The 26,923-nt window shown below is 69.2% G+C and carries 29 protein-coding genes and 1 tRNA gene; 17 read left to right on the forward strand and 13 right to left on the reverse strand.

Annotation, left to right across the window (positions count from 1 at the left end):
• Nucleotides 1–224 precede the first annotated feature (224 nt).
• A complete protein-coding gene (locus ABD811_RS08210) occupies nucleotides 225–1,217 on the reverse strand; it encodes a 2-hydroxyacid dehydrogenase (RefSeq protein ID WP_344943265.1) in 993 nt (330 codons plus the stop codon).
• A 171-nt stretch (nucleotides 1,218–1,388) separates the two neighbouring features.
• The gene (locus tag ABD811_RS08215) at nucleotides 1,389–1,913 is read right to left on the reverse strand and encodes a 5-formyltetrahydrofolate cyclo-ligase (RefSeq protein ID WP_425549381.1); all 525 of its coding nucleotides are present in this window, start codon (nucleotides 1,911–1,913) and stop codon (nucleotides 1,389–1,391) included.
• A gap of 93 nt (nucleotides 1,914–2,006) precedes the next feature.
• Here ABD811_RS08215 and galU point away from each other — a divergent pair, with 93 nt between their 5' ends.
• The 12 genes from galU (at nucleotide 2,007) to ABD811_RS08275 (ending at nucleotide 13,332) form a co-directional block, all read left to right on the forward strand.
• Nucleotides 2,007–2,933 (forward strand): UTP--glucose-1-phosphate uridylyltransferase GalU, encoded by a 927-nt coding sequence (galU, locus tag ABD811_RS08220; RefSeq protein WP_344943271.1) that lies wholly within the window; start codon nucleotides 2,007–2,009, stop codon nucleotides 2,931–2,933.
• A gap of 37 nt (nucleotides 2,934–2,970) precedes the next feature.
• Nucleotides 2,971–4,182 carry a molybdotransferase-like divisome protein Glp gene (gene glp, locus ABD811_RS08225; RefSeq protein WP_344943274.1) on the forward strand — a complete coding sequence of 404 codons (1,212 nt, stop codon included), beginning with the start codon at nucleotides 2,971–2,973 and terminating at the stop codon, nucleotides 4,180–4,182.
• Complete coding sequence (gene moaC, locus ABD811_RS08230) at nucleotides 4,179–4,655, forward strand: cyclic pyranopterin monophosphate synthase MoaC (RefSeq protein ID WP_344943277.1); 477 nt, start codon at nucleotides 4,179–4,181, stop codon at nucleotides 4,653–4,655. Before glp ends, moaC begins: the two co-directional genes overlap by 4 nt.
• Before the next feature lie 84 nt (nucleotides 4,656–4,739).
• Nucleotides 4,740–5,225, forward strand: coding sequence for a MogA/MoaB family molybdenum cofactor biosynthesis protein (locus tag ABD811_RS08235; protein WP_344943279.1), 486 nt, complete (start codon nucleotides 4,740–4,742; stop codon nucleotides 5,223–5,225).
• A gap of 148 nt (nucleotides 5,226–5,373) precedes the next feature.
• Nucleotides 5,374–6,516, forward strand: coding sequence for an N-acetylglucosamine-6-phosphate deacetylase (nagA, locus tag ABD811_RS08240; RefSeq protein ID WP_344943282.1), 1,143 nt, complete (start codon nucleotides 5,374–5,376; stop codon nucleotides 6,514–6,516).
• A gap of 200 nt (nucleotides 6,517–6,716) precedes the next feature.
• Nucleotides 6,717–7,346 carry a GNAT family N-acetyltransferase gene (locus tag ABD811_RS08245; protein ID WP_344943545.1) on the forward strand — a complete coding sequence of 210 codons (630 nt, stop codon included), beginning with the start codon at nucleotides 6,717–6,719 and terminating at the stop codon, nucleotides 7,344–7,346.
• Nucleotides 7,347–7,596: 250 nt separating this feature from the next.
• Nucleotides 7,597–8,118, forward strand: coding sequence for a divisome protein SepX/GlpR (gene sepX, locus ABD811_RS08250; protein WP_344943285.1), 522 nt, complete (start codon nucleotides 7,597–7,599; stop codon nucleotides 8,116–8,118).
• A gap of 58 nt (nucleotides 8,119–8,176) precedes the next feature.
• Nucleotides 8,177–8,250 (forward strand) — tRNA-Ala (locus ABD811_RS08255).
• A gap of 1,088 nt (nucleotides 8,251–9,338) precedes the next feature.
• Nucleotides 9,339–10,127 carry a hypothetical protein gene (locus tag ABD811_RS08260; RefSeq protein ID WP_344943288.1) on the forward strand — a complete coding sequence of 263 codons (789 nt, stop codon included), beginning with the start codon at nucleotides 9,339–9,341 and terminating at the stop codon, nucleotides 10,125–10,127.
• Nucleotides 10,128–10,228: 101 nt separating this feature from the next.
• Nucleotides 10,229–11,410 (forward strand): hypothetical protein, encoded by a 1,182-nt coding sequence (locus tag ABD811_RS08265; protein WP_344943290.1) that lies wholly within the window; start codon nucleotides 10,229–10,231, stop codon nucleotides 11,408–11,410.
• Nucleotides 11,364–11,786, forward strand: a complete 423-nt coding sequence (locus ABD811_RS08270) for a gamma-glutamylcyclotransferase family protein (RefSeq protein ID WP_344943293.1) — start codon at nucleotides 11,364–11,366, stop codon at nucleotides 11,784–11,786. The genes ABD811_RS08265 and ABD811_RS08270 overlap by 47 nt, the downstream gene beginning before the upstream one ends.
• Before the next feature lie 274 nt (nucleotides 11,787–12,060).
• Entirely contained in the window at nucleotides 12,061–13,332 is a 1,272-nt protein-coding gene (locus ABD811_RS08275; protein WP_344943295.1) for a hypothetical protein, read from the forward strand.
• 440 nt (nucleotides 13,333–13,772) lie between these two features.
• Here the strand turns inward: ABD811_RS08275 and ABD811_RS08280 are convergent, their stop codons facing one another.
• Nucleotides 13,773–14,984: a hypothetical protein gene (locus tag ABD811_RS08280; protein WP_344943298.1), complete on the reverse strand. Its 1,212-nt coding sequence runs from the start codon at nucleotides 14,982–14,984 to the stop codon at nucleotides 13,773–13,775.
• Between the two features lie 640 nt (nucleotides 14,985–15,624).
• Nucleotides 15,625–15,780: a hypothetical protein gene (locus ABD811_RS08285; RefSeq protein WP_344943300.1), complete on the reverse strand. Its 156-nt coding sequence runs from the start codon at nucleotides 15,778–15,780 to the stop codon at nucleotides 15,625–15,627.
• Nucleotides 15,781–16,435: 655 nt separating this feature from the next.
• On the opposite strand from ABD811_RS08285, the gene ABD811_RS08290 reads away from it, so the two are divergent.
• A complete protein-coding gene (locus ABD811_RS08290) occupies nucleotides 16,436–16,972 on the forward strand; it encodes a GNAT family N-acetyltransferase (protein WP_344943548.1) in 537 nt (178 codons plus the stop codon).
• Here the strand turns inward: ABD811_RS08290 and ABD811_RS08295 are convergent.
• The 5 genes from ABD811_RS08295 to ABD811_RS08315 form a co-directional block, all read right to left on the reverse strand.
• Nucleotides 16,935–17,624 (reverse strand): hypothetical protein, encoded by a 690-nt coding sequence (locus ABD811_RS08295; protein WP_344943303.1) that lies wholly within the window; start codon nucleotides 17,622–17,624, stop codon nucleotides 16,935–16,937. The genes ABD811_RS08290 and ABD811_RS08295 overlap by 38 nt on opposite strands.
• Nucleotides 17,625–17,647: 23 nt before the next feature.
• Complete coding sequence (locus ABD811_RS08300) at nucleotides 17,648–18,397, reverse strand: asparagine synthetase B family protein (protein ID WP_344943305.1); 750 nt, start codon at nucleotides 18,395–18,397, stop codon at nucleotides 17,648–17,650.
• Between the two features lie 182 nt (nucleotides 18,398–18,579).
• Nucleotides 18,580–18,780, reverse strand: coding sequence for a hypothetical protein (locus ABD811_RS08305; RefSeq protein ID WP_344943308.1), 201 nt, complete (start codon nucleotides 18,778–18,780; stop codon nucleotides 18,580–18,582).
• 317 nt (nucleotides 18,781–19,097) lie between these two features.
• A complete protein-coding gene (locus tag ABD811_RS08310) occupies nucleotides 19,098–19,484 on the reverse strand; it encodes a hypothetical protein (RefSeq protein WP_344943311.1) in 387 nt (128 codons plus the stop codon).
• The gene (locus ABD811_RS08315) at nucleotides 19,481–19,750 is read right to left on the reverse strand and encodes a hypothetical protein (RefSeq protein ID WP_344943314.1); all 270 of its coding nucleotides are present in this window, start codon (nucleotides 19,748–19,750) and stop codon (nucleotides 19,481–19,483) included. Before ABD811_RS08315 ends, ABD811_RS08310 begins: the two co-directional genes overlap by 4 nt.
• Before the next feature lie 208 nt (nucleotides 19,751–19,958).
• Between ABD811_RS08315 and ABD811_RS08320 the strand changes: the two genes are divergently transcribed.
• The gene (locus tag ABD811_RS08320) at nucleotides 19,959–21,224 is read left to right on the forward strand and encodes a helix-turn-helix domain-containing protein (RefSeq protein ID WP_344943317.1); all 1,266 of its coding nucleotides are present in this window, start codon (nucleotides 19,959–19,961) and stop codon (nucleotides 21,222–21,224) included.
• On the opposite strand, the gene cutA is transcribed toward ABD811_RS08320, so the two are convergent.
• The gene (gene cutA / locus ABD811_RS08325) at nucleotides 21,202–21,522 is read right to left on the reverse strand and encodes a divalent-cation tolerance protein CutA (protein ID WP_344943319.1); all 321 of its coding nucleotides are present in this window, start codon (nucleotides 21,520–21,522) and stop codon (nucleotides 21,202–21,204) included. The two genes, ABD811_RS08320 and cutA, sit on opposite strands and share 23 nt — an antisense overlap.
• 520 nt (nucleotides 21,523–22,042) lie before the next feature.
• On the opposite strand from cutA, the gene ABD811_RS08330 reads away from it, so the two are divergent.
• Nucleotides 22,043–22,663 (forward strand): pyridoxal-phosphate dependent enzyme, encoded by a 621-nt coding sequence (locus ABD811_RS08330; RefSeq protein WP_344943322.1) that lies wholly within the window; start codon nucleotides 22,043–22,045, stop codon nucleotides 22,661–22,663.
• 77 nt (nucleotides 22,664–22,740) lie between these two features.
• Here ABD811_RS08330 and ABD811_RS08335 read toward each other — a convergent pair whose 3' ends face one another.
• Nucleotides 22,741–23,328, reverse strand: coding sequence for a DinB family protein (locus tag ABD811_RS08335; protein ID WP_344943325.1), 588 nt, complete (start codon nucleotides 23,326–23,328; stop codon nucleotides 22,741–22,743).
• A gap of 255 nt (nucleotides 23,329–23,583) precedes the next feature.
• On the opposite strand from ABD811_RS08335, the gene ABD811_RS08340 reads away from it, so the two are divergent.
• Nucleotides 23,584–24,156, forward strand: coding sequence for a sigma-70 family RNA polymerase sigma factor (locus tag ABD811_RS08340; RefSeq protein ID WP_344943328.1), 573 nt, complete (start codon nucleotides 23,584–23,586; stop codon nucleotides 24,154–24,156).
• Nucleotides 24,153–25,238: a hypothetical protein gene (locus ABD811_RS08345; RefSeq protein ID WP_344943331.1), complete on the forward strand. Its 1,086-nt coding sequence runs from the start codon at nucleotides 24,153–24,155 to the stop codon at nucleotides 25,236–25,238. The genes ABD811_RS08340 and ABD811_RS08345 overlap by 4 nt, the downstream gene beginning before the upstream one ends.
• A gap of 40 nt (nucleotides 25,239–25,278) precedes the next feature.
• On the opposite strand, the gene ABD811_RS08350 is transcribed toward ABD811_RS08345, so the two are convergent.
• Nucleotides 25,279–26,082, reverse strand: coding sequence for a Scr1 family TA system antitoxin-like transcriptional regulator (locus ABD811_RS08350; RefSeq protein ID WP_344943334.1), 804 nt, complete (start codon nucleotides 26,080–26,082; stop codon nucleotides 25,279–25,281).
• 158 nt (nucleotides 26,083–26,240) lie between these two features.
• Complete coding sequence (locus tag ABD811_RS08355) at nucleotides 26,241–26,813, reverse strand: short chain dehydrogenase (protein WP_344943337.1); 573 nt, start codon at nucleotides 26,811–26,813, stop codon at nucleotides 26,241–26,243.
• Between the last annotated feature and the right edge of the window lie 110 nt (nucleotides 26,814–26,923).

Raw genomic sequence — 26,923 nt, forward strand, 5'->3', positions numbered from 1 at the left:
TGCGGGGTCGCGAAGTTGAGATCGTTCGCGATCCTACCGATTTATGTGCTTCACACACACATTCGTTTTGGGGCGGCCCAGAAGCCGGGGGCCGGGACGTGCCCCAACCGGCCTGTGTACTGCCCTGGAGGCCGTCTCTTAACCGGCTCTTGGGGCGATCCGTCCCGGGACGTGAACTAGGCCATCAGCGCCGCCAACGCCGTCAGCCGTGAGCGTCGTCAGCGTCAGCGCCGTCTGACCAGCGGCTCCACGGCGTTCACGACGTTCGCCACGGGGCGTCCGGCCAGGACGGCGGCGAGGTTCTCCTGCACCACCGACACGATGGCCAGCTGCGCGTCCAGCGTCGCACCGGCCGAATGCGGGGACAGCAGTACGTTCTCGTGCCTGCGCAGGGGGCTGTCGGCGGGCGGCGGCTCCTCGTCGAACACGTCCAACGCGGCGGCCCCCAGCCGCCCCGACTCCAGCGCCGCCAGCACCGCCTCGTCGGGGGCGATGCCCCCGCGCGCGGCATTGACCAGCAGGGCCCCCTGGGGGAGACGGGCGAGGCGGTCGGCGCCCAGCAGGCCGCGCGTCTCGTCCGTGAGCGGCAGCGTCACCACGAGGATGTCCGAGGTGGCGAGCAGGTCGTCCAGCTCGCGGTAGGTGGCCGAGGCGTCGGCGCGTCGCCGCCGTGACCAGTACGACACCGCGCACCCCAGCGCCTGGAACAGCCGGGCGGTCTCGGAACCGATCGCCCCGTACCCCAGGATCCCGACACGCTGGGCCCGTAGCTCCCGGGCGCCTCGCCCCAGCATCTCCAGTTGCGGCCATCCGCCCTCGCGGACACGCCGGTCGCTCCACGCCAGGTGGCGGCAGAGCGCGAACGCGGCGCCGACCGCCCATTCGGCCACCGAACGGGCGTTGGTCCCCGCCGCGTTGGCCACGGGCACGCCCGCGGCCGTGAGCGCGTCCAGGTCGAGACTGTCCGTTCCCACCGCGGGCATCTGCACGAACGCCAGCCGCGGCGCCGCCGCCACGGCTTCGGCGTCCAGCGCCAAACGTCCGCTGAAGTCGGCCAGCACCAGTTCGGCGTCGGCCAGCGCGTCCAGCAGCGTGCCACGTTCCCGCTCCGCCGGGAGGACGATCTCCGCCGCGTCGCCCACGACCGGATCGAGCATGCCGCGGATCAAGGACGGGTCCAGTGGGGGCAGGGCGAGGATCCGCCACGGCTTCGTCATCTGGAGACCTCCCTTGCGGCGGCACGCCACCGCGGGGGAGCGGTCGGCGCACGGCGGGCTGGACGATCCGGAACTGTACGCGCAGTGATCCGTCCGCCTATGCCCGCCCCGGCCCCGCCTCGCCCCATACGCCGCGACGCGCCCGCCCCCTGGCCGCCGAAGGCCACACCTCTAGCGCGGGAAGCGGACAAGGCCCTCTGACGGGGTCACGGCGGCTCGCACCCGCTGGTCGTGCGGTTCGGCGGGCAGGGCGTCGACCAACTCCCCGTCGTAGAGCAGGGCCACGGTGAGGATGGCGGGGCCCACGCGCGCCAGTGCGCGGTCGTACGAACCGCCGCCCCGGCCCAGGCGCATCCCGGTACGGTCCACGGCGACTGCTGGGACGAGCACCACATCCGCACTCGCCACAGCGTCCGGCCCACGGGACGGCTCGGTGGGCTCCAGCAGGCCGCGCGGCCCCGGAGCCAGCGAGTCGGGCCCCTCGTAGGAGGCCCAGTCCAGGTCGGCGTCCGGCAGGAGACGGGGCAGCAGCACGTACGCGCCCCGCTTCCACAAGGCGAACAGCAGCCCCCGGGTGTCGGGCTCGGCGCCGATCGACACGTACGCCGCGATGGTCCCCGCCATCTCCACCTCGGGGGTGGACAACAGGGTGTCCCGCAGCGAACGGGCCGCGGCGGCGCGCGCGCCCGAGTCCATGGCGGTGCGCCTGGCCAGCAGTTCGGCGCGGCGCGAGGGTTTGGAATCGATCTGGTGCACGCTGTGGTCCTCGTGGATGACTAGGGTCTCTCTATGGCCGACTTCGTACCTGTGCAGAAGGCGGTGGTCCCGGCGGCGGGCCTCGGTACCCGATTCTTGCCCGCCACCAAGGCGACCCCCAAGGAGATGCTCCCGGTTGTCGACAAGCCCGCGATCCAGTACGTCGTCGAGGAGGCCGTCGACGCCGGCCTCACCGACGTGCTGATGATCACCGGGCGCAGCAAGCGGTCGATCGAGGACCACTTCGACCGCGCCTACGAGCTGGAGGAGGCGCTGCGCGCCAAGGGCGACGAGGAGCGCCTGGCCGCCGTCCGCGAGTCCAGCGACCTGGCGATCATGCACTACGTCCGGCAGGGCGAGCCGCGCGGCCTCGGGCACGCGGTGCACTGCGCCCGCCAGCACGTGGGCGACGAGCCGTTCGCCGTGCTGCTCGGCGACGACATGATCGACTCCCGGGACCGGCTGCTCAGCCGCATGATCGAGGTGCGCCAGCAGCGCGGCGGCAGCGTCGTGGCGCTGATGGAGGTGCCGCCGGACCAGGTCTCGGCCTACGGCTGCGCCGCCATCGAGGGCACCGACGAGGACGACGTGGTGCGCATCACCGACCTGGTGGAGAAGCCCGCCGCGGACGAGGCGCCCAGCAACTGGATCATCATCGGCCGGTACGTGTGCGACCCGGCCGTGTTCGACGTGCTGGAGAAGACCCCGCCCGGACGCGGCGGCGAGATCCAGCTCACCGACGCGCTGCGCACCCTCGCCGAGATGCCCCGGGAGCAGGGCGGCACCGTGTACGGGGTGAAGTTCCGCGGCCGCCGCTACGACACCGGCAACAAGCTGGAGTACCTGCGCACCGTGGTGCAGTTCGCCTCGGAGCGTCCCGACCTGGCTCCCGAGTTCATCCCGTGGCTGCGCGAATTCGTGAAGCGGCACGACGCCGCCGACGGCGTGGAGGGCTCGTAGGCGCTGTGTCCTCGCGTCACACTGGGGGACCGTGGGCATGAGAACCGTCGACGAACACCTGGCGGAGATCCTCGGCACCGTCCGGGAGCTTCCGCCGCTGGACCTGGCACTGCTGGAGGCGCACGGCACCGTGCTGGCCGAGCCGGTGTCGGCGCCCGTGCCGCTGCCGCCGTTCGACAACTCCGCCATGGACGGGTACGCGGTGGTGGCGGCGGACGTCGCGGGGGCGTCGGAGACCGATCCGGTGGTGCTCCCGGTCGTCGGCGACATCGCCGCGGGGGACCCGGGCGTGTCGGCCATACGCCCGGGGCTGACCGCGCGCATCATGACCGGCGCGCCCATCCCCGCAGGGGCCGACGCGGTCGTCCCGGTGGAGTGGACCGACGGCGGTACCGCCTCGGTGCGCATCACCCGGTCCGCGCCCCCCGGCAACTCCATCAGGAGGGCCGGTGAGGACGTCACGGAGGGCCAAGTAGTGGCCGAGCCCGGCACCCGCCTGGGCGCGGCACAGATCGGCATGCTCGCCGCGGTGGGCCGTTCGCGCGTCACCGTACGGCCGAGGCCGCGCGTCGTGGTGCTGTCCACGGGCACCGAACTGCGCGAGCCCGGCGAACGGCTCGCCCCCGGGGAGATCTGGGACTCCAACAGCTTCATGCTCACCCTCGCGGTGGCCGAGGCGGGGGGAGTCGGCTACCGGCAGGCCACCGTGGGGGACGAGCCTGAGAAGGTCATGGACGCCCTGGAGGACCAGCTCACCCGCGCCGACGCGATCGTCACCTCCGGGGGCGTGTCGATGGGCGCGCGTGACGTGGTCAAGGAGGTGCTGGCGGGCACGGGCACGGTCGGGTTCCACAAGGTCGCGATGCGTCCCGGCAAGCCCCAGGGGTTCGGGCTCCTGCAGGGCACGCCCGTGTTCACCCTTCCGGGCAACCCCGTCAGCGCCTACGTGTCGTTCCAGGTGTTCGTACGGCCCGCCCTCCAGGTCATGCAGGGCCTGCCCCCCGAGCGCCTCCCCGTGGTGCGGGCGGTGCTCACCGAGGACGTCACCTCTCCGGCAGGCATGCGCCATTTCCTGCGGGGGAAGCTGAGCTCGTCCGGGGGCGAACCGCTCTCCGTGGCACCGGTCGAAGCGCAGGGCTCCCACCAGCTGGCCTCCCTGGCGTCGGCCGACGGTCTGATCGTCGTGCCGGAGGACGCCGACAGGCTGCCCGCCGGATCGCAGGTAGAGGTCATGAGGTTGCCGTCATGAGCATGGGCTCCGAGTTCACCCATCTGGACGCCACCGGCGCCGCCCGGATGGTGGACGTCTCGCAGAAGAACGTGACGACCCGTTCGGCCGTCGCCACGGGGTTCGTCCGGTTGTCGGAAGCGTGCGTCAAGGCGTTGCGCGCCGGCGACGTGCCCAAGGGCGACGCCCTCGCGGTGGCGCGCATCGCCGGGATCATGGCCGCCAAGCGCACCCCCGACCTGGTGCCGCTGTGCCACCCCATCGCCCTGCACGGCGTCGAGGTCACCCTGGACGTCCGCGACGACGGGGTCGCCATCGCCGCGACCGTCCGCACCGCCGACCGCACCGGCGTCGAGATGGAGGCGCTGACGTCCGTGACGGTCGCGGCGCTCTCCCTCATCGACATGGTCAAGGCCATCGACCCCGCCGCGGTGATCACGGACGTCCGCGTCGAGGAGAAGACCGGCGGCAAGACCGGCCGCTGGCACCGCTGACCAGGCCCGCCGCCGTCCCGGCCGGCGGGCGGCGGGCATGATGGGCGCGACCATGCCGTACGACGGCGTCGAGGGGGAGCAGGAATGATCCGGGCGATGGCGGTCACGGTGTCGAACCGGGCGGCGGCGGGCGTGTACGCCGACAAGTCCGGGCCCGTGCTGGTGGAACTGCTGGAGGACCTCGGCTGCCAGGTGCACGGACCAGTCGTCGTCCCGGACGGCGAACCCGTCGCCGAGGTGCTGAACAACGCGGTGGCCGAAGGCTACGACGTGGTCGTGACCTCGGGCGGCACCGGTCTCACCCCCACCGACCAGACCCCGGAGATGACCCGGCGCGTCATCGAACGCGAGATTCCCGGCATCGCGGACGCGATCCGGCTGGCGAACCGCGACCGGGTGCCCACGGCGGTCCTGTCGCGCGGCCTGGCGGGCGTCGCCGGCCGCACCCTCATCGTCAACCTGCCCGGCTCGACCGGCGGCGTCCGCGACGGCATGGCGGTCTTGGGGCCGGTGCTCGCGCACGCCGTCGACCAGATCGGCGGCGGCGACCACCCGCGACCGGCCGACTGATCACCGGGGCGTTGGAAACGCCGCCGAACGGGTAAGAGGCACCGCGCTTTGCCGGACGCGGGCCCCGGACACCGACCGGAGTCAGGCCTGCGCGGAGCGGGAGGTCGGACATGTCGCATCACCACCCCGGGCGCGAGATCATCACGCCATGACGACGCTGGTCAACGCGCGGCTGGTCCTTCCCGGCGAGGTACGGCACGGCTGGCTCCGCACGGCGGGCGACCGCATCGCCGAACTCGCTCCCCCGGGGGAGGCCCCAGGGCAGGCCCCGTCCACGGGCGAGGTCGACGACGTCGCCGGACGGTACGTCGTCCCCGGGTTCGTGGACGTCCACGTGCATGGGGCGGCAGGCGTGTCGTACCAGAGCGGCCTGGCCGACGAGGCGGCACGTGCGGCGCGCTTCCACCGCGAGCACGGGACGACCACCACCATGGCCAGCCTGGTCACCGGAAGCCCGCAGGAACTGGCCAAGGCGGTCTCGGGCCTCGCCGAAGTGGCCGCGGACGGCGTCATCGCGGGCGTCCACCTCGAAGGCCCGTACCTGTCGGCCGCCCGCTGCGGCGCACACGACCCGGCATGGCTGCGGCCGCCCGACCCCGCCGAGTTCCGCGACCTCGTGCAGGCCGGACGCGGCCACCTCCGCATGATCACCCTGGCGCCCGAGCTGCCCGGCGCGCTGGAACTCGTCCGGACGGCCGTGTCCGAAGGAGTGATCGCCGCCGTCGGCCACACCGACGCCACCGCCGCGCGGACCCGGGAGGCGATCGAGGCCGGGGCCCGCGTCGCCACGCACCTGTTCAACGCCATGCGCCCCGTGCACCACCGCGACGGCGGCCCCGTCGTCGCGACGCTGAACGACCCCCGCGTCACCGTCGAGCTGATCAACGACGGGGTGCACGTGGACGCCGACGTGGCCCGGCTGGTCTTCGCCGCCGCCGGCGCCGGACGCGTCGCCCTGATCACCGATGCCATGGCCGCGACCGGCATGGGCGACGGCGACTACCGCCTCGGCGGCATGGACGTCCGCGTCCGCGACGGCCGCGCCCTGCTGGCGGACGGAACGTCCATCGCCGGCAGCACCATCACCATGGCCGACGCCTTCCGCCGCGCCGTCACCGACGTCGGCCTGCCCGTCGAACAGGCCGCCCGGGCCGCCGCCCTCACCCCCGCGGGCATGCTCGGCCTCGCCGACGACATCGGCTCCCTGGAACCCGGCAAACGCGCCGACCTCCTCGTCCTCGACGACGACCTCACCGTCACCCGGGTGATGAAGAACGGCCGCTGGCTATGACCGAGGCACGGCCGACCACGGCACCCCGCCGTATCGCCGACCGGCGCCCTGCGCCGCGCTGCGGCGTCCTGCCGGACGCCGCCGCAACGCCCTGGGCACCGCCGGTTCTCAAGGGCGCGCGCGGGCCCCACCGCCGGATTGTGGGCGACAATTGATGGCGTCCGAGCCCGCCACCGGGGAATCATGGAGCCGTGGAACGAATGCGGGGATGGCCGACCAGCTTGTCCGAGGGCCCGGTCGGGCTGCGCCCCCTCCGGCACCGCGACGCCGCCACCTGGCGGGAACTACGGGTCCGCAACGCCGACTGGCTGCGTCCCTGGGAGCCCACCAACCCCGAGACGCCGCTGTTCCGCAGCGGCCTCGGCCCCTACCTCAGCATGGTCCACACGATGCGCCGCGAGGCCCGGCAGGGGCTGGCCCTGCCCTGGGTGGTGACCTACGAGGGCCGCTTCGCCGGCCAGCTCACCATCGGCGCGATCGTGTGGGGCTCGGCGCGCTCCGCGCAGATCGGTTACTGGATCGACCGGCAGGTGGCCGGCCGCGGCGTGATTCCCACCGCCGTCGCACTGGCCGTCGACCACTGTTTCTTCACCGTCGGTTTGCACCGGCTGGAGGCGAATATCCGTCCCGAGAACACCGCCAGCCGCCGCGTGGTGGAAAAACTCGGATTTCGCGAAGAGGGAATTCGGCGCCGCCATCTGCACATCGACGGAGCGTGGCGGGACCACATCTGCTATGCGCTGACCGTGGAGGACGTGCCCGGCGGTCTGCGCAGCCGCTGGCTGTCCACGCTCCGCCAGGAATTTCCCCGGTCCTCTTCGTCCTCGTGACCCTTGGCGGCGCGCCGACAATCGTCCGCGCCCGCCACGTAAGAATCCTGCGATCGAGAAGACTTGGCAAACGAAGAGTAACCGCGGGATCGATCTCGCGACACACCGCCCCTTATGCTCGTCAACGTCTGACACCGGCTCGTACCGTGCGGGGCGTGGCCCTGCTCCCAATGCACGTGCGCGTGCCGAAAGACGGCGCGCGCGTCCGGCGTGCCTTGCGGCGTCTTCGCCGGGCTCCGGTGGTGAGCCGGTGAGCAGCGCAGTACTCTACCTGGCCATCGTCGCGGTGTGGGCGGTCGTCCTGGTCCCCATGTGGCTGCGGCGCGACACCTCACGCCCCAAGAAGACAGACGAGATCACGGAGGAGACCCCCGTCGAGGAGGAAGAGGAGGCCCCTCCACCCGCCCCGCGCCGCCGCGGCCGCGCCGCCGTCATCGCCCGGCGCCGCCGCCGCACGTTCGGCCTGACGGTCCTCGTCCTGGCCACCACCGTCGTCGCCGCCACCGGCCTGGCGCCCTGGTGGACCGTCCTGCCCGCCACCGTCCTGTTCGCGGCACACGTCGCCCTGCTCCGCGTCGCCGTCCGCATCGACGCCGCCCGACGCCGCGAACGCGCCGCCGTGGCCGCCGCCGCGGCCCGAGCCCGCGCCGAACGCGCCGCCGCCGAACGCGCCGCCGCCCAGCAGAACGCCGACGTCATCGAGCTGGACCCCCGCCCCCAGGACGAGGTCTTCGACCAGTACGCAGACGACCGCCGCGTCGTCGGCGAGTGACGCGCCGCGTCCCGATGCGCGAACACCCCTGGAAGTTTGCTAGCCTTATCGCGTCCTTGGGGCTGTAGCGCAGTCCGGTAGCGCACCTCGTTCGCATCGAGGGGGTCAGGGGTTCAAATCCCCTCAGCTCCACTTCGGACCTGGGACCAGCGTGGTCGCGGTTGAAGACCGCTTCCACCTGGTCCTTCGTCATTTCTATCGGGGGGACGACCCCCCGAATCCCCCCGCTGCCGCAGGCCGGCCTCTGCGCGGGTGCCGGCCTTCGTGATCTCCGTACAACAGCGAAGTACAGCTACGCCGCCAGCCGAGCTGCCTGCCCAGCTTCCGCAGGGCCTTCCGCGTGGCCGCCGTCGAGCCTCGCTCGTTGTAGATCTCCATGGTGACGGCGATCTGGCTGTGCCGAACGATCTGCATCACCACGCGCGGATGGACGCCCAGGACCACCAGGGGACGCGCGATCTTCCGCGAACGTGGACGGGCAGCCGACGCACGCCCGCCCGGTCACATGCCGCCACAAAGCTGCGGTCGAAGTTCCGCGGACGGGCCGCCCTGTACGCGTCGTGAACACAAGATCCGACCGCGCCCACTCGGTCACCCTTCCCGTGCCGCCACTTGCTCCTTCTGACGCTCCCGGAGCGCGGTGGCGCAGATGCCCACGAGGGGAAGGGCTGCGCCCGAGGCTTCAATCTTGGTTTCCTGTGGAGAAGCAGACCGTTGATCTGCTGGAGTTGCCAGCCGATGAGGATCTCTCCGGTGCCTAGGTCCACATCGGCCCATCGCAGGCCCAGCACCTCACCGCGCCGCAGCCCGAGAGCCAGGATGGGGACGTACGCGGCGTACAAACGGGTCTCGGCGATCATGAGTCCAGACCAGGAACTTACGAGCCTCCTCCACGCTCCAGGGCTTCACACGCCGTCTCAGAGGCTTGCAGACGCGCAGCAGGGCCGCCACAGGTTGCAGGGCAGGACTTCTTCCCGCAACGCCCGCGCCAGCAGCAGCCGCTGCCGCTGCCCGCCCGACAACCCCCGGCCGCCCTCACCGACCACCGTGTCCCACCCGTCCGGCAGCTACGCGTCGGTCTTCTTGCGCGCCTGCAGCAGGTTGCTGGCGACGGCGTTGCTCAGCGCGGCGGAGGGTCGTCCAGGCGTCCGGCAGGTCCGCTCAGAGGCGAACTGCTCGCAGCAGCGCCCCGCGACGCAGCGGGCCGTGATACCTGCCGCGTGCTGGAGAAGATGTTCCCGGGCTGGACGGCGGGGCAGCTGTTCGAACGCGTCACCGACGACCAACCGACGCCCCAGCCCCCAGACGACGACGGCCCCGCCGCCCCGACGAAGGCCGCCCAACTCCTACAGGCCATCGATCAACAGCTGACCGCCCCACGCGGAGACGTCGAATGGGGCACCACCCGCCAGCCCACCACGTTCGTGTCGCCGACGCATCTGGACGCCGTCGAAGGAGCCACCGACGAGGCCCGCCGGCTCGGCAGGCAACTCCTGAAACTGCAACAGGTCCTGCGCCTCACCAACGAGGAGACCGCCCAGTTCGCCACCCTGGCCGGGAACATCGTTGAACTGACGATGACGTGCGACATCGACATCGACCCCGACGGCTGGTCGCGCGTCACCTACCGGCACCAGCTGATGAACCTCAGCAACAAGCCCATGACCCGCCTCGCCCGGGAAGTGTGGTTCGAGACCACCCGCGAACGCCTCGTCATCGACCCGATCAACGACCCCGAGCATCGGGTGATGATCCAGCGCAGGCACGACACCGCCAACCTGTCCAAATTCGCCTGCCAGATCTCCCCACCCCTCCAGCCAGGGCAGACGGCGACGATCGGCTTTATCTGCGAAGGCGGCCGGGTTCGTCCACGACCACTACTGGCGCCAGTCGATCCCTCGATACACCCGCCACTACACCCTTCGCATCCGCCACCAGGGCGCCGGGCAACTCGTGCGCTGCGAGGCCACCGAGGAAGACCCCAACGGCGCGGAGATCTCGGCCGATGATGACCTGGTGTGGGACTACGACGGCGATGACGCCGTCATGACGCTCACCCGCAACCACCTACGCCCGAACCAGTCCCTCACCCTGCGATGGGATGTACCGCATGAGCCTGCGTGACGACATCGAGACGGTTCTCCGCGCGTGGAACGCCCACGAGGTCCAGCGCGGAGCGTCCCCCATCATCGATTTCGACTGCCACCCAGGCGGCCCCGAACCAGACCCCGCCCCCGACCGCCTCACCGTCTACCGTCAACTCGCCGACCTCCGCCAGGACGCCACCGGCCCCTTGGCCGCCCGCCTTGACGCCGACCTCGCCTACCTCGGCGCCCTGCTGGGCGAACACCCACCTCTGAACGACTACGTCCGCGCCACCCAGGGATGCGACGCCGCCGGTTGGCCAGACGACTACATCGCCGAACGCTTCGACCAGGCCCGCACCGCACTGGCCGATCTCGGCATCGCCTGGGGCCCCGACACCAACCGCGAACTCCGCCGGGCAGAGGGACCACTCGACGTCAGCGATGCCCCCCACGCCATCCGCCAGGCCGCCGACGACCTAGAATCCGCCATCCGCGAGGCGACCGGCAGCACCGCCCCCTACACCCTCACCATCGAAACCGCCGAGGTCGACGCCTACTGGACCTACTGGCTCGACGGCGCCGGCCACAACGTCCGCCTCCGCCTCAACCTGCCCAACGTCGAGTTCACCCAGGCAGGCGCCCGCCAGTTCGCCCTACATGAAGTCCTCGGCCACGGCCTCCAAAGCGCTAGCTACACCGCCAGCGCCGCTGCCGAAGACGTCCCGTGGGTCCGCCTCCTGTCCATCCACGCCCCACACCAAGTGTTGCTCGAAGGACTCGCCCAGGCATGGCCCCTGTTCGTCCTGCCCGACGACAAGGTTCTGATCACCCGCGTCCGCCTCGCCCACTACACCCAGCTCGTCCTCAGCCAGGCCCACCGCGCCATCAACACCGGAACCCCCGCCGCCGAGTGCGCCGACTACCTCCGCGCATGCGTCCCGTGGTGGAGCGACAAGACCATCTCCGGTTACCTCACCGACCGGGGAGCCGCCCCCACCCACCGCACCTACATGTGGGCCTACCCGGCCGGATTCGACTGGTTCGCCGCACTCGCCGACACCGACGCTAAGGTTTCCCGGGAGGTGCTCCATGCCGCATACCGGGACCCACTCACCCCGACCGACCTCGCCCAGCTCTGGCCGGAAGGACCGCCTATCGGTGGACCCGGAGGCCCTGTTCGTCTATGGAAGCCTCCAGTTCCCTGAGGTCCTGTTCACCCTCATCGACCGCGTCCCCGACCACAGCCCCGCAGCCGCCCACGGGTGGCGTGTCGCCACCCTGCCCGGCGAGGTCTATCCCGGCTTGGTCCCAGGCACCACCACAGCCCGCGGCTACCTGCTCACCGGCCTCACCCCCGACGAGTGGCAACTACTGGACGCGTTCGAGAACCCGCTCTACGACCTGACACGCCTAGACCTGCTCGACGGCCGCCACGGCTGGGCCTACGTCTGCAACCCCACCGCAGAAGTAGGCGACGACGACTGGTCCGCCGAACACTTCCAGGCCCAGCACCTCCCCGCCTACATCGAACGCTGCGCAGCCTGGCGCCGCCGCTACGACCAGCAGGAACAAGCCAGCTAAGACCCCAGGGACCGACGCGCCCAGCGCGCCCTATGAGAACTTTCTCTACGTCTTCAAGGGCGCCGCTCCGCGCCGCCAGCCGGTTCGGCCGGGCCGGGCCTGCGGCCTCTCCGGGCCGACCCGTCCCGACCAACCGGCTACAGATGGCCGAAGAGTCCGAAGTTCGGCCTGTTGCGGCCTAAGATCCGGTATAGCTGATGGAGCGACTGGAGTGCTTGGTGGACTGAGCGAAACTTGCGCTTACACCAATCCTCATGTGACTACGGGAGGCGCTGTGACAAAGAGCAATGGTTTTAGTCGATTCGAAGAGGATCAAATATCCCGGATAGGTCAGGCCCTGGAGCTAACATACGTTTCTCACGATGAGGACTTCATCATCTATGAATCTCCTGAAACGAATGCCTCTCGTGGGCGAGAAATAGCAATCCCTTCGGAATCGGTCAATCCTATCCTAGAGGCCATAGATCGAGGAGCCGAAAGATTGGAGGATGTTGAGGGGTGGGTTGATCCCCATCGGGGATACGCTGAATTTGAGATACAACAGCAAGGGATAAGCCCGTTTAGGAACATTGATAGATTTGAATTCGACGTTCGCCCTTGTTCGCATACTCACGTGGGCGCGCCTCCGTTGATCCACGACGAGGATCGAGACTTTGTATCCCCTCTGATTAGAGTCACCTCAAGCGATGGGGCAACGTGCATAGAGATATCGCCTAATTCTGCCTTTTGTATTCCTCTCTTGCCGCGAGATATAGGAACTCGGCAGAAGCGAACTCAATCCACCCTTAAGATTTTCTTTAGTGGACCAGCCGAAAAAGCCGAAGTCCTGCGCAGGTCGCGCGAGCTTGCCAATTCTTTCCTCTTCGAGCTAAACGCTCGTCATAGAGCTTTTTACTCGCTGCGTCCAAAGATCGAAAGAGCTAGACATCGGCGGCGTAGTCTGGAAATTGTGCACAAGGTCAGGTTCCCGAGAACCCCGGTGCCGAGTAATGTGGCAGACCTGTTCTCCACGCCCAGTAATTTCTCGGTACGCGGCAATTACACTCTATCATACTTGTCGTATTATCAGGTTCTCGAACACTATCTCCCCTCTGCGCACAGGCGTGAAGCTGTTAGACAAGTTCGAAGAATCCTAAGATCTCTAGACTTCGACGAAGAAAAAGACTCCTCTGTACTTCAAATCTTGAATTCTGTGGAGCGCTCACATGGCGCTAGCGAAGGCGATCAACTCCGCACCCTCATAGGAGATTCCGTCCCGGATGCTAAGCTGCAGGAATTTTTCAAGCTTGATCATGGCGGACACTTCGGGCGACAGGGGCCAATTGCTGGAGTGCCTGCAATCAACCTCAAGAGCGGTGAGGCTATTGGATCGCAAGTTGCCAAGAGAGTGTATATGTTGCGAAATAGGATTGTTCACGCAAAAGACGATGTACGATTTGCTGAGTCGAAAATCTTGTTGCCTTTGAGTGATGAAGCCATGAAGCTCCTTCCAGACATTGAGCTATTGCGACTATTGGCCATCGAGGTGATTGTGAGCAATCGTTAAGAGGTATGGTTGGGGCCACTCGTGTGGAGCTAAGGCCCTACGATCGCCACGGCGGGGCTGGGGTAGGCACGTGGCTGGGGGCGATCGCTGCCGCGCGGCTTCCGGTGCTCGGGCCGTGGTCGGCCCTGCGCTCCGGATCCGCTTGCCCTCGAATTGTGAGGGCGGCGTCGCAGGTCAGACAGACTGCTGTACAGCACGGAATACAGCAACAGCCGCTCAGGACGGCTTACGTGATCTTCCAGCGGCACACGTCGTGAGCTGGGCGAGGGCGCGCAGGAGTGCCGGTAGTTCGGGACAAAGAGGTCAGCGGACAGCGCGGGCGGGACTGAACTGACCGACAAACACCAGGTCGAGGGCGCCCGCTACGCGGCCGCCGCCGGACTGCGCGGGGAGGGTATGCAGCCTCTCCGGGCCGACCGACCCTAAGGAACTCGCCTCATCTAAGCCGTCTCGGGCAACTGCGGTAAACCACCGACTGTTCCCGAAATTGCTCCGATTTGAAGCCCGATCATAAGAGCGCCTTCGAGGGCCACCATGGTAGCCACGAGTTTCTCGCGCTCGGAAACGGAGTCTATATCTGCATGCTTGAATTTCTGCAGTCGGGTACGCGCCGCCACGATAACACGAGCAGCAATGTCATGGATAAGCGAAGGTCCCGTTCCGTCATCCAAGTCAGTTGCTTCTCTCGCTACAGCACCCCCGCCATACACGAGACAGAGGGCTTCCCCTCTCTTGGTGGCACGCCTCTGGCCATTGTTATCCACAAAGGAAAGATCCCGATCGTCTGTGAAGTTGGCGTCAATCCACCGAAGAACAGTCGCTTGATCGTAAGCCTCACGCATAAGGCGATCAATAAGTTCGATAAGCGAATTAGCCGCTTGTGAAACGCCGTCGGCCGAGTAGGTGAGGGCATCTCGCGCCCCTTGGATCTTCCTAACCAGAGGTGAGTTGATCCTGTCGATCCGCATAGCCGACGCTGCGGAAACGAGGTGCCGGAACTGACTGGCGAGGTCAGCGAGGTTTTCTACCTGCCAAGTTGAGAGATCGTCCTCAGTTGCACGCGTGACCTCCATCGGCAAGGCAGGCAGCAGTTTCTCGCCCACCACGGAATCTAGGCTGGCGATCACCTTTACCAGACTCAAGCCTAGAAGATCCATCTTCGTCACGGCGGAAAGTTGCTCTCTAGTCATCACAGTGAGGGCATCTTCCCATGCGACAGCAAACGGCATAAGCCCTCGCACGGCACGTCTAATTGCTAGACTGACAACAGCAGCATCCTCTTTGAGAGCACGTTCTAGGCGACTGTACTCAGCAGCACCAACAAGGCGACGGACATAGGCTTTGTACTCGGCCCGATTGACCCCCTTGAGCCATTCTATGGCATTATCGACTTCGCCGTTAGCGAGCGCTTCGACGCCTGATGTGACCTCTTGTTGACTCATCTCTCCGAAGTAGTGTTCGAGGCGTTTCAGCCGTGGACGCGGGTCCTCCGGATCGACAAGAAGATCGCAGAGTGTAACTGTCACGTCGATTACCACCAGCGTTGCCGGATAGATTCGCAGTGCAGGAAGAATGGAAGAGGCCAGTCGGCGGACTCGCGCCACGAACCTGGATCTGCACATGCCGTTCGCCGGAACCACTTCGCCACTCACCCTTCACTCTCTATCGCTGATGGCAACAGGTGATCTCCTTCATACCTAAGGTACACAGTGCGCCAGACACCAGCATCGTCTTTTCCCGCCAACCCCCGCAGAGGGGGACTCGTAAACGATCACGAGCTTTGCAGGACAGCGCATTCTCAGTACGGCCCTACGATCGCCACGTCGTGGCCAAGGTGGGTGGATGGTTGGGGGCGATCGCTACCGCGCGGCTTCCGGTGCTCGGGCCGTGGCCAGCCCTGCGCTCCGGGTCGGCTTGTCCTCGGATTGCTCGGGTGCTGTCGCAGGTCAAGCGGGACTGCTGTACAGCAGAGAAGTACAGCAACGGCGCCACACAACGGCTCACGTGATCTGCCATCGGCACACGTCACGACCTCGGCAGAGCGGCGAAGGGCCGTGAGCGCCAGTAGTTCGCATCGAGGGGGTCAGGGGTTCAAATCCCCTCAGCTCCACTCACGGTCAGGTCCGCTTTTTGGGCCTGGCCCGGAGTCCCGCAACCGCCTGGCTGTGGGAATCTGTGGGGCGATCTTGGCTTCGTCTCCTCCCTTTCGCAACGCACGGGCGGCCAGAAGCTCGTCCAGCGCGGCCACGGAAGGAGCGCGGATGCATCCTCAACCGCGCATCCAAGGCGGCGTTACAGCGCTCGTGCAGCGGTGTACCGCGCTCCCACGCTGCCCAGCTCGTGCTCCAGGCGCTCGTGGATGAGGATCTCCGGGGTGCGGTCTTCGACCATCCATGTCCGGTGGCTGTGCGACAGCAGGTGCGGCGTCAGGCCCGGCGCGAGCGGCACCCAGCACGCGGTAGAGCGCTCGACGTAGTTCCGGCCACGTACCGCCACCCGGTTCGGCCGCCACGGGGACGGGACGGCGCGGCAGCGGGGACTTCGCAGGGAACCACCCTTCGGCCGCGGGCTTGAACACCATCGACTCGAACCCGGACCGTCGCCAATGCGCCGCGGTCACCGGCACGAGCTCGTGCTTGGCGTCGCGCCGCCGGGTCGTGCGACCGGTGAAGACGTGCACGCCGCCCGGGTGCGGCTCGGTCTCGCACCCCTCCCGGTAGCAGGGACGCACCTTGACGCGGTCGCGCTGCGTCGCCTTCACCTGACGGCTCAGCAGGTCCGATAAGAAGGGCGGCAGGTCCGGCGACCTCGCGGCCGCGTACGCGTGCCAGGCGGCCATCACCGTCACCACGACCGAATGGATCGGGCATCGCGCTGGCGGTGCTGACCGTGCTGGGCGTGTACGTTACGCCGAACTCCCTGCAGCTGCCCCGGCCGCCGTCGCCCTGACGTGCGACCGGCGCACGGACGCCCGCCCTTTGCTTCGGCGGGGAGGGTGGGCGTTTCTTGTGTGCTTCCCTTCCGTGGGGCACGGATCTGGAGTAGTTCCGCTGGCTCCCCGTGCGCCCCCGTGGTGTTGCCGCACAATGGGCGGGTGCTGCAGATGCGTCTTGCGACCAGCGCCGACCGGTCCCAGGTCGCCAGGGTGATCGAGGCCCGGTGCGATTGGATGGAGCAACGCGGGATGCCGAGCTGGCGGGAAGCGCTCGATGATCTGGTCGCCCAGTGCGACAACCCCGACGGGGACGTGTGGGTGCTCGACAGCGACGAGCACGGCATCGTCGGCCAGATGGTCGTGCAGGATCAGGGGCCGCCGTGGGGCTGGACGGATGAGGAGCGCGCCGAGGCCGCCCTGTACCTGTCAGGGGCCATCACCGACCCGGCCATGCGCGAGCGGAGGCCGGGGACGGTGATGGCGTTGTGGGCGGTCGACCGGGCCGCCCGTCTCGGGGTGCCATGGGTGCGGCGGCACTGCCACTTCGCCGGGGTGGCCCGCTACAACGAGTCGCAGGGGTTCACGCTGGTGCGCGAGGAGCAGCGGACGCACGCCCGGCTGTTCATGATGACGCGGCGGGCCGAGCGGCTCGACCTGGCCCAGGTGCTCAGGGAAGGAACGCTCGCGCAGCCTGGTCGAGGGTGATGACCTCGACCAGCTTGGAGTGCGGCTCCTCCTTGTAGAAGCCGTTCGCGACTTCCTGGACGGCGCCGGCGAGGCCGTCGGGGTCCACCAGGCCGGCCTCGATCAGCGGGGACCCTTCATCGAGCAGGCGCTGCAGCAGCGGCAGCCCGTGGACGGTCATGGACTCCTCCACCAGCTCGGCGAAGGACTCGCGGACGAGCGGGTTGCAGGCATCGTGCGAGAGCCCGAACGTCGCCAGGTGGCGGCGCTGGAGCTGCTTGAGTTCGCGCCAGTGGAACGGGAGCCGGTCGCCGAGTTCGACCAAGGCGCGGTCGGCGAACGGGTGCACCGGCCAAAGCCCCGCCTGCAGCAGCGGCGGCGCGACGCACTCGGCCGCCAGCAGCGTGATCCCGCCTGCTATCGCCGGCGGCGCGATGCCGTCGTCGCCGTACTCGATCGCGGCGCGGGCCCGCGGCCCCAGCCACGGGAGGGTGAAGTCGTCGCGTTTGTCGGCGGCGGCCTGTTCGGACTCGGCGGACCCGACAGCGACCATCTCGTCCCCGCCGAGCCCGGTCACCACCGTGTGCGCGCCAGTCGCGGCGATCTGGGCGTTCAGGCGGGCGAAGTGCTCATGGAGGGGCTCGTCGTAGGGGCTGACCAGTTCTCCGCGCATCCTGGCGCAGTCAGGCCCGAACATCAGCAGGTCACGCGTGTCCAGCTGAAGGTCCCGGTCGCCGAACGGGACGCGGGCGCGGATCTCGGCGCGGCGCCGGATCTGCTGTTGGCGGCCGGGGCCGATCCGATCAGCGTGGCGGTGTCGATGCGGCCGGGCCAGCGGCGCGCCATGCGGGTGCCGATCGAGCCGGAGTCCAGGCCGCCGGTCAGGTGCACGAGCGTGGCGTCCGGGTCGAGCGGGCGGGCGTCGAGCGCGGCGTCGATCCGGTCCACGAACGCGGCCAGGACGTCGGCGTCGTCGGCGAGGTCGAGAGGCTGGGCGTGGACGATGGGTTCGGGGTAGGTGATGACCAGGTCACCGCCGAAGGTGGCGGTCGCGCGCTCGGTGAGGCGGTGGATGCCGGCGAAGGCGGTGTCGCTGCTGTAGCGCGGCCGGTACACCAGCATCCGGGTCGCCTCCTTCGGGTTGAGCGCGGTGGTGAAGGGGCGCAGGTCGGCCATGTCCCACGAGCCGTGCAGGACGCCGTCACGGTGGGTCAGGAACAGCGGTGTGGTGCGGGCGGCGCCGGCGGTGACGCGGACTGGGCGGTGCTCGGCGGTCTCGATCAGCACGAAGTCGACCGGCCATTCCCGGGCCGCCGCGGCGATCTCGTCGAGTTCGGCCGCCGTGACCGGCACGGGTCTTGGGGGCGCGACTGCCCGGCCGGGGACGCGTTCCCGGACGATGATCGCCGTGCGGGTGCCGTCGGTCGCGGCGACCTGCTCGACCATCGGATGCGAGTAGGGCGTCACCACGCTACGCCGTCGTCGGTCACGTAGGCCGCCCCGTTCCACCTCCACACCGGTGAGGCGTCCGGGGCGATCCGCAGGGTGAGCATGGGCCTTCTCCTTTCACTCCAGGGGCCGGGGGGCCGACGCACCAGCCGGCCCCCCGGCGTTGCTCGGTCTGCGGATCAGGTGGCCGTCGTGTCGTAGGTCTTCGCCCCGTCGGACGAGCCTGACTTCTTCTTGTAGTCGTTACGGACGGGCGGCCCCTGGACGATGTAGCGCGGCGCCCCGGCGAACAGGTGATCCACGCTCAGCTCCCGCACGGCGGGCGGCTGGAACACCTCCAGCTGGGACGCTTCCCTCGGGTCGGATGCGGTGACGGTCATGTGCACCTCCGGCGCGCTCCATGGATTGGTTTCCGCGAGACCCGAGTGCGCACCTGGCCTCGGGACTGCGGGGCGGGACGACCGGCCGCGCTTTCCGGCCGCCCTGCCGTCTGACACCGCGCCCCCGGGGTCGGGCCACGTTGAGCCCGGGGGCGCGGCGGTCTAGGGCGGCGGCGCGACGGAAGTGGGTGAAAGTCGCGCCGCCGCCGGATGCCGCACTCCCGGGCCTCTCTGATCCCCGCCATCCCTGGGTGCGGCGTTGGAAGGGCGACGATGCCGGGACTCGGGGGATGATCCTCTGCATCGCTGCCCCCGGCTCACCACTCGTTGTCGAGCTGAACGAACGCGCCGACCACCCGCTGCCACCACGGCGGCCGGGGCGCTTCGTGTCGCCCGTACACCGGGCGCAGCGCGGGCCGGGGCGGCGGCGGTGCGGGTACCGGACGCCGCTCGGGCGCGGGCGGCGGCGCGACGACGGGCTGCACCCCGGCGGCGGCCAGGCGCTGTTCCAGCTCGGCGGGGGTGTCGGCCTCGACCAGTTCGTCGCCGTTCAGGTCGCTGGTCGGCCGCAGCACCATCGCCATCCACGACCGGCTGGGCGCGCTCCACCACAGCGCCACGCGGGGGTACCGGCGCCGCAGGTACGTGGTGATGGCGTCGGTATCCCAGCGCACCGGTCTCGTCGTGCGCGCCGGCGCGGTCACTGCACTGCCTCCTTGGTCTCCTCGGCGCGGCGGGCGAGGTGCCCGAGGACGAGGATGGCGGCGTCGTCGGAGTGCGCGTCGTCGGCCTCGGAGATCGGCGTACCGTCCGACGCGAAGAACCACAGGCGGTCGCCGTCCTCCGGCCGCGTGCGGCACTCGATGGTGTCGGACGCGTCCGGCGTCGCGACGCCGAGCAACCCAGTCAGCTTCACGTCACTGCGGGCGAGCTGTTCGGCGAGCGCCGTCAATTGGTCATACTCGGTCATTGAGTCGGACCTCCCATGTCCGGCGAGGCCCCGGGACTCCCCGCTGTTGGCGCAGCGGCCCGGGGTCGCTTTGCACTGAGGGCGATGCTGTATCGGCAGCGCCTCGATTACGGTCAGTGAATCCAGTGCGCACGACGCAAGGGAGGGGCAGACTGGGGGGCATCCTGAATGCCCCCTGGGGGCACGGCGACACGCAGGGGGCAGTGCGATGACGCCCACGGAACAGCAGGCCGCGGAACGACAAGCACTCGGCGCCCGACTACGGCGGGAACGTGTCGAACGGGGCTGGTCACAGCGGCAGGTAGCCGGGCAGCTCCAAGACGCGCTGACTGGCACTCAGGTGCCGGACCTGGACACTGTCACCGACTACGTCAAACGGTGGGAGCGGGGCAAAGTCGGCGTCAGCCCCCGCTACCGCGTGGCGTACTCCGCCGTCTTCGAGATTGCAGAGGAGACACTTTTCGCTGTGCCGGGGGATGATGTGCCTGTGCTCCGGAGAGAGTTCTTGGAAGCGTCCGCGGTCACTGCCGGACTCGTGGTCGCATCGACGAAGGTCGCTGGCCGGGCAGGTACGCGAGTCGGAACCGGCGCCGTCGATCGACTGAGGCGCCGCATGTCCCGGCTCCGGCGCCTTGACGACGTGCTCGGCGGCGGCGACACCTACCGCATCTACGCCGCCGAATTGTCAGCCACCAGACGGCTGATGAAGACGGCCACCTACAGCGAAGAGACCGGCCGCAGGCTGCTGGGTGTCCTAGCCGAGCAGGCGCAGCAGGCGGGATGGGCCGCGTTGGACTCGGGACGGGCAGCGGCGGCTCGCAGTCTGTTCCACGACAGCCTGTCCGCCGCATCTGAAGCCGGGGATCCGGCGTTGATGGGAAACGCGCTGGCGCTCACGGCGTACCAGAAGGTTAGCGCGGGCGCGATGGGCACGGCCGAGGCAGACGCCTCTTGCCGGATGGTGCCCCCGGACGCACCACGCGCGGTGCGTGCACTGCTGTACGAACGCGCCGCCTTCGCCCACGCGGTGGCCGGGTCGCATCATGAGTCGCAGGTCGCGGAGGCACTGGACAAGGCCGAGGAGGCCCTGGCAGACGACGGTGCCCCCGACCCGGACTGGGCATCATGGGTCGACCGCACCGAGCTGCAGATCATGACCGGCCGTTGCTGGAGCACCCTCCACCGACCTGACCGCGCAGTGCCTGCGCTCACGCAGGCGCTGGCCCGGTATGACGACGCACACGCGCGCGACAAGTCGCTTTACACGACATGGCTGGTCGAAGCCCTCATCGACGCTGGGGAGATCACCGAGAGTGCCCGGCGGCTCGGCCACGCCATCGACCTGGGATGCGAAGTTGCGTCGACCCGGCCGAAGCAAAGAGTGCGGGTAGCGCTCCGGCGGCTTGAGCCGCACAGGTCCGTGCCTGCGGTGGCAGAGGTGTTCGAGCAGGCTAGGGCGTTGTCATTCGCCTGAGCCATTCCAGGTAGCGGGCTGACCCGCCGTCGATCACCGTGAACGTCACCTCGGGGTTGTCCCACGGGTGATGCTCGACCAGGTGCTTCTCCAGATCTTCGTACCGCTCGGCCGTGGTACGCAGGAACAGCTGCCACTCCTCGCCTTCACCGAGTTCGTCCAGATGCCAGAACACCGACCCGGCCGGGCCGAACACCTGCCCGGACGCGGCGAGTCTGGCGCCCACGGCGGAGCGGAGCAGCGCCTGCGCCGCCTCACGACTGTCGGTCGTGGTGGAAACCTGGAGGTAGTCAGCCATGTGCCGACCCTACCGGCGCAATCGGCCGCCAACCGGGGCGACGGGAAGGGGCGCGTCGGACGCCTTCGTCTTGGTCTCGCGGTGCGGGAGCTGACCGTCAATCCGCTGCACTGCCACCCGATGCTCCAGGCCCACCTCGGCCCATCGCAGGCGAGCACCTCGCCGCCACAGCCTGAGAGCGAGGGACGTATGCGATTTACATCGAGTCTCATGAATCACGAGCCGAGAGGAGGAATTCAAGACCTTCTCCACGCTCCAGGGCTTCACATGCCGTTTCCGAGGCTTGGAGACGCGCAGCAGGACTTTGCGGGGCAGGATTTTCCCCGGACGGCGTTGCAGAGCACCGCCAGAGGCATCGTCTAGTAGTAGGAGTGGAGGGGGCCTACCAGGCAGCCTGGCCAGCGTGTACAAGGTGGGGCTTCTCCACCTGCGAAAACTGTTACACCACCTCCGGCGAGGGCGTTCTGCTGGATTTGCGCAACGAGTTGTTCCGGCAGCTTGTCGAGCAGGAGGGGTACCGGTGGATCGCGATTTCGTTGACCTTCGTGGCCAGCTCGTCGCGCTCTGCGGTGGCCTGCCGGGCCTGCGCGAGCGCGGCCACCGAGCGGCACCTTCCCCGCGGCAAAGATCACATGAGCGAACAACGACCGTATCGGCTGACACCGGACGGCTCTCGGAGGGCGGCCGAGTGGCTGGAACCGGTGCTCTGCCCACAACGCTGGAGGAGAACCAGAGACTGGCCGATCTGCTGGACGTCTCGGTGACGTTCAAACGCGAGGACAGGCAGATCTGCCGCTCGTACAAGGTGCGGGGAGCCTTCAACCTGATGCCCTCGCTGACCGAGTCCGAGCGGCGGCGCGGGGTGGTCTGCGCCGGTGTCGGCAACCATGGTCAGGGCGTCGCCTTCTCCTGTCGCCGGCTCGGTATCCGCGTGCGGGTGTTCGTCCCCGCCAACACCCTCCGCCATGCGCTGGTGTCGGCGACCACGGTCAGGGCGTCGCCTTCTCCTGTCGCCGGCTTGGCATCCGCGTGCGGGTGTTCGTCCCTGCCGAGCCCCTCCGCCAGAAGCGTGAACGCATTGTGGCCCTGGAAGCTCTGGCAGCGCCGCCGCCAACGCCACACCCGCTGCCAGCCCCACTGACGTCTCCATCCGCTGTCGATGGTGCCCTGTTCCTTGGCGCTGGTGTCCTGCTCAACCGTCAGCCCGGGCGTGGTCGGTTACGGGCCTCGGTCGGCTTGCTTGGCGACGCGCTCCAGGCGGTTTCGGTAGTTCTGCCACCACGCCGAATCGCCCGGCGCCATGTTGCCGCCTCCGTCTCGCTGCCCCACGGCCCCGTCGATGAGTTCCCGGACGACGTCGGCGTGCCCGGCATGACGATGAGTCTCGCCGATCATGTGGACGAGGATCCGGTGGAGCGTCAGCTCACGCCCGTCTCCGCCGGGCACGCGGCCGACGGCGTCCAGGGGCAGCGACTCGATCGTCGCGTCCGAGTGGGCCCAGGCCCGTCGGTACAGGTCGACGATCTGCTCGCGCGTCTCGTCGGCGGTCGCCCACATGTCCGCGTTCGGCTCGGCTTCCCCGGCGATCCACAGCGGCGGCCCGTCGAAGGGACGTCCGAAGGCCGCGCCGAAGTATGCCGCCTCGGCGCCCGCCAGATGCTTGACCAGCCCCAGCAGGTTGGTGCCGGTCGGAGTCATGGGGCGGCGGACGTCGTACTCCGACAGCCCCTCCAGCTTCCACAACAGGACCTCGCGCGCGTCCTGCAAGCAGCGGTGAAGGTCTGCTTTGGGGTCGAAGCCAGTCATCGGGGCAGTTTGGCACATGGTGCACATGGCGCCGGACCCCGCAGGGAGCGGCCTGCCCCTGCACAGGGCGCGCCTTGGCGCAGCGCCGCGAGGGCATCGGCGGACGCCACCGGTGGATGTCCGGGAACGGAAGCAACCTTTTCCGGGTTCGTTGGTTCTCAGGGCATGAGGTTGCACAGTGGACTGGCCGCAGCGGTGGGCGGTGCGAGCCGCGACGGCGGTGGAGCGTCCGAGGGCTCTGACGGAGACGTGGGCTTGGAGGAGGCTGAGGAGGCCGGGGGATCCGGCGTGGGCGCCGCCACGGCTGACGCGGAGGCCGCCGCGGCCGATGACGTGCTGACGAGGCTGTTTCGGGTTCATCACGTGTCGCTGGTACGGCTCGCGGTGCTGCTTGTGGGAGATCTGGGCAGTGCGGAGGACGTCGTCCAGGACGTGTACGCCCGGCTGCAGCGGCGTCAGGAAAGGCGTGGCCGGGGGAACGGGCTGCCCGCCGCGCCGCCGGAGCTGCTCGCGTACACCCGGGCCGCCGTGCTGAACGCCTGCCGGACGCTGTTGCGTCGCCGGGCCCTGACGAACCGGCTGTTCCAGCCTCCGGAGCCGGTGTGGTCGGCGGAGAACGACGCGCTGCTCGCCGATGACCGCCGGCGCGTGCTCCGAGCCCTCACCCGGCTGCCCGCCCGGCAGCGGGAGGCGATCGTCCTGCGCTACTACCTCGGCCTCTCCGAAGCGGAGATCGCCGCTGCCATGGGCGTGCGGCCCGGCACCGTCAAGTCGACCATCTCCCGGGGCCTGGACGCGCTCCGCGACCGTTACGAGGAAGAACGATGACCAGAGTCTCCGACGAACTGCTACGGGCAGCCCTGGCCGACGCCGCCGACACCGTCCGCCCAGAGGCACTGCGGCCGCTGCCCGCCCGGCCCCAGCGGCGGCGCCGCCTGCGTGCAGCGCCGCTCGGCGGCCTGGCCGTGGCGGCCGCCGCGACCATCGCGGTCGTCCTCCTCGTCGCGCCGTGGTCGCAGCACCGGCGGGACGGCGCGTCCCCGGCCTTCTCCCTGGCCGCCTACACGGGCATCGACTACGTGCTCGACGGGCCGTGGCCGACAGGCGGTCAGTGGGTGAGGGTGCGAAAGGCCGACACCGGCCGGCAGATCGCGACGCTCCCCGCGCCCAAGGGGTCGTCGGGCTTCCGTGACTCCGCCGACTCGGGGGACAACAGGACGTTCGTCCTCACCACCGCCGACCCGCAGGCCTGCAGTGTCCGCTTCTACCGGCTGACCCTGGGAGCGGACGGCCGACCGAAGGAGGGACTGACCGAGTTGCGCCGCGCCACCCTGCGGCAGCAGATAGGGGAGGGGCCGGACCAGCTGGCCGTGTCCCGGCAGACGCGCCGTATCGCGTTCGCGGGCAAGGAATGCGGAGGCGCCTCCGCCAGGGGCGTCATCACGGTCGTCGACCCCGCCACCGGCGAACAACGCGTCACACGCCTTCCGCCTCGTGCGCTGGCCAGCTCTTTGCGATGGGCGCCGAACGGCCGGGAACTGGTCTTCGAGACCATGGGCGACTACCTGGAGCGCACCCTGCAGACGCTGGACACAGCGACGGGCCGGATCAGCCCGGTCCCGCTGGGGATCGGTGACGGGATGCTGTGCGGCGCCGCGTTCGACAAGGACGGCACGCACATCGTGGCGCTGGTGCGCAACGGCAGGCAGAACCGAGTGCTGTGGTACTCGACGGTCACCAAGACGATCACGCGTCAGGTGCCGCTGCCGCCGAGCGCTCCCGATGCGGCGACGATGTTCGAGGTGTCCGGCGACCGGATCGTCGCCGTGATCGGCGACCGTGTCCACGTCGTCACCGGGACGAAGGTCACCACCGGACGCGTCGGCGAAGACAGCATGGCCATGCCCTGACCGCCTCAGCCGTCGAGGGGATGAACTGGCCAGCGGGGAGTCACGCGGCGTGGTCTCCTGGACTGTCGCGGGCTGCCCGTCCGAGCATCCGGTGGGCCTCGTCGCCGAACAGCGCGGCGCGTTCGTACTCCCGGAAGATCTCCGCGTACCTGCGTACCTCGGCCGCGTCGGTCAAGGTCAGCTCGCGTGTGAACGTCTCCACCGTCACGGCCAAGGTGCCGAACACCGTGAAGCCGTGCAACGGGAGCCGCGGCCAGCCATCCGACGAGCCCGGCACGACGCCCAGCCGCACATTGGGTCGTTCCGCCACCGCCAGCAGATGCGCCAGCTGTCCCGTCAAGCACGTCCCCGAGCCCGGCCGCGTCCGCAGCGCCGCCTCGGCCAGCACGAACGTGAACCGCCGACCTTCGTCCGCCAACACCGCGGCCCAGTCCACCCCGCCGCCCCCGATGGGCAGCGCGGACTGGGCCACGTACTCCGCCGTCCGCAGCGGCCCGGGAACGACGAACGCCCCGAACCCCCACACCGCCGTCGCCCTCTCGCCCAGATCCACCGCGGCGCCGGGCCGGAAGGACACGCCCGCCTCCATCCGTCGAGGCACCGTCTCCGCATAGGCGTCCCGTACCAGGGCGGCCAGCCGTCCGGCCTCTCCGGCCTCCATGTCCAGCACGGCGAACAGCCGCAGCACCGCCTCGGGGTCGGAGACCCGCCGTCCCGTCTCCACCCGCGACACCGTCGGCTCGGGCACACCGGCCCGCGATGCGATTTCGACGTCCGTCAAACCCGCGGCCGCCCGCCGCCACCGCAGTTCCCGCCCGATCTCCCGCAGCCGCTCATCGCCCATAACCGAGCGTTCTACCACCCCGGCACCCACTGGATTAGGCAGAACGTCCAGGCTCAGGTGGTAAAGCACACGAAATCACGTCCGACGTGTCGAGTAGATGGGTAAGTGCGCAATATGTCACTCGCGTTTTTCCAACCGCTGTAGCGAGATTTCGCGGTTCAGGTGAAGGTGTGGCCTTGGGCGGTGCCTTCCACTGCGCTGGCGTAGAGGCGGGCCACGTCGGCGGCGGGAGTGCCCGGTTGTGGATCCATGTGCAGGTTAAGGAGGGTTTCGCGGACCCACCCTGGGCTGACGACGTTCAGGCGCAGGCCGCGTGGCAACTCTGTGGCCGCCGCGCGGACGAACGCCTCCAGTCCGGCGTTCACCAGGTGGCCGAGCGAAGTGCCCGGCAGCGGCTCGGTGAACCGGCCGCTGGTGAGCGTGATCGATCCGCCGTCGCGGACATGGGGGACCGCCTGGCGCACCAGGTTCACCTGCCCGAGGAGCTTGCCGTCCAGGCCGGTCCAATAGTCCGGGTGGTTGAGGCGCGCCATGGGCGCGTTGGCGGCGCAGCACACCACCGCGTCCACCCGGCCGGTTTCGGCGAACATCGCGTCGATGCTCGCCGGGTCTGTCAGGTCCGCGTGCAGGGGGCCGCGGCGTGAGACGGGCACCACCTCGTGGTGCTCGCCCAGCAGGTCGCCGACCGCGCGGCCAATGGTGCCCGTCGCGCCGATCACAAGAACGCGCATGCAAGTTCCTCCGCTCGTGTTCGTCGGGGATCAGCGTGCGGGAGGTGTCAGGGACCGGCCATCCCTCTGCTGTGCCTACACCTGTCAGGTGCAGGCACGGCGGGGTGGGC

This window comes from Actinomadura miaoliensis (assembly GCF_039536785.1).
In the GTDB taxonomy this organism is placed as follows: Bacteria; Actinomycetota; Actinomycetes; order Streptosporangiales; family Streptosporangiaceae; genus Spirillospora; species Spirillospora miaoliensis.

Coding starts and splice junctions, on each gene's coding strand:
- ABD811_RS08235 (WP_344943279.1), top strand. CDS start 4,740: ATGATCCGGGCGATGGCGGTCACGGTGTCGAACCGGGCGGCGGCGGGC.
- glp (WP_344943274.1), top strand. CDS start 2,971: ATGAGAACCGTCGACGAACACCTGGCGGAGATCCTCGGCACCGTCCGG.
- ABD811_RS08290 (WP_344943548.1), top strand. CDS start 16,436: ATGCGTCTTGCGACCAGCGCCGACCGGTCCCAGGTCGCCAGGGTGATC.
- moaC (WP_344943277.1), top strand. CDS start 4,179: ATGAGCATGGGCTCCGAGTTCACCCATCTGGACGCCACCGGCGCCGCC.
- ABD811_RS08355 (WP_344943337.1), bottom strand. CDS start 26,813: ATGCGCGTTCTTGTGATCGGCGCGACGGGCACCATTGGCCGCGCGGTC.
- ABD811_RS08300 (WP_344943305.1), bottom strand. CDS start 18,397: ATGGTCGAGCAGGTCGCCGCGACCGACGGCACCCGCACGGCGATCATC.
- ABD811_RS08315 (WP_344943314.1), bottom strand. CDS start 19,750: ATGACCGAGTATGACCAATTGACGGCGCTCGCCGAACAGCTCGCCCGC.
- nagA (WP_344943282.1), top strand. CDS start 5,374: ATGACGACGCTGGTCAACGCGCGGCTGGTCCTTCCCGGCGAGGTACGG.
- ABD811_RS08215 (WP_425549381.1), bottom strand. CDS start 1,913: ATGGACTCGGGCGCGCGCGCCGCCGCGGCCCGTTCGCTGCGGGACACC.
- ABD811_RS08210 (WP_344943265.1), bottom strand. CDS start 1,217: ATGACGAAGCCGTGGCGGATCCTCGCCCTGCCCCCACTGGACCCGTCC.
- ABD811_RS08265 (WP_344943290.1), top strand. CDS start 10,229: ATGAGCCTGCGTGACGACATCGAGACGGTTCTCCGCGCGTGGAACGCC.
- ABD811_RS08350 (WP_344943334.1), bottom strand. CDS start 26,082: ATGGGCGATGAGCGGCTGCGGGAGATCGGGCGGGAACTGCGGTGGCGG.
- ABD811_RS08335 (WP_344943325.1), bottom strand. CDS start 23,328: ATGACTGGCTTCGACCCCAAAGCAGACCTTCACCGCTGCTTGCAGGAC.
- ABD811_RS08320 (WP_344943317.1), top strand. CDS start 19,959: ATGACGCCCACGGAACAGCAGGCCGCGGAACGACAAGCACTCGGCGCC.
- ABD811_RS08295 (WP_344943303.1), bottom strand. CDS start 17,624: ATGCGCGGAGAACTGGTCAGCCCCTACGACGAGCCCCTCCATGAGCAC.
- galU (WP_344943271.1), top strand. CDS start 2,007: ATGGCCGACTTCGTACCTGTGCAGAAGGCGGTGGTCCCGGCGGCGGGC.
- ABD811_RS08345 (WP_344943331.1), top strand. CDS start 24,153: ATGACCAGAGTCTCCGACGAACTGCTACGGGCAGCCCTGGCCGACGCC.
- ABD811_RS08305 (WP_344943308.1), bottom strand. CDS start 18,780: ATGACCGTCACCGCATCCGACCCGAGGGAAGCGTCCCAGCTGGAGGTG.
- ABD811_RS08245 (WP_344943545.1), top strand. CDS start 6,717: ATGCGGGGATGGCCGACCAGCTTGTCCGAGGGCCCGGTCGGGCTGCGC.
- cutA (WP_344943319.1), bottom strand. CDS start 21,522: ATGGCTGACTACCTCCAGGTTTCCACCACGACCGACAGTCGTGAGGCG.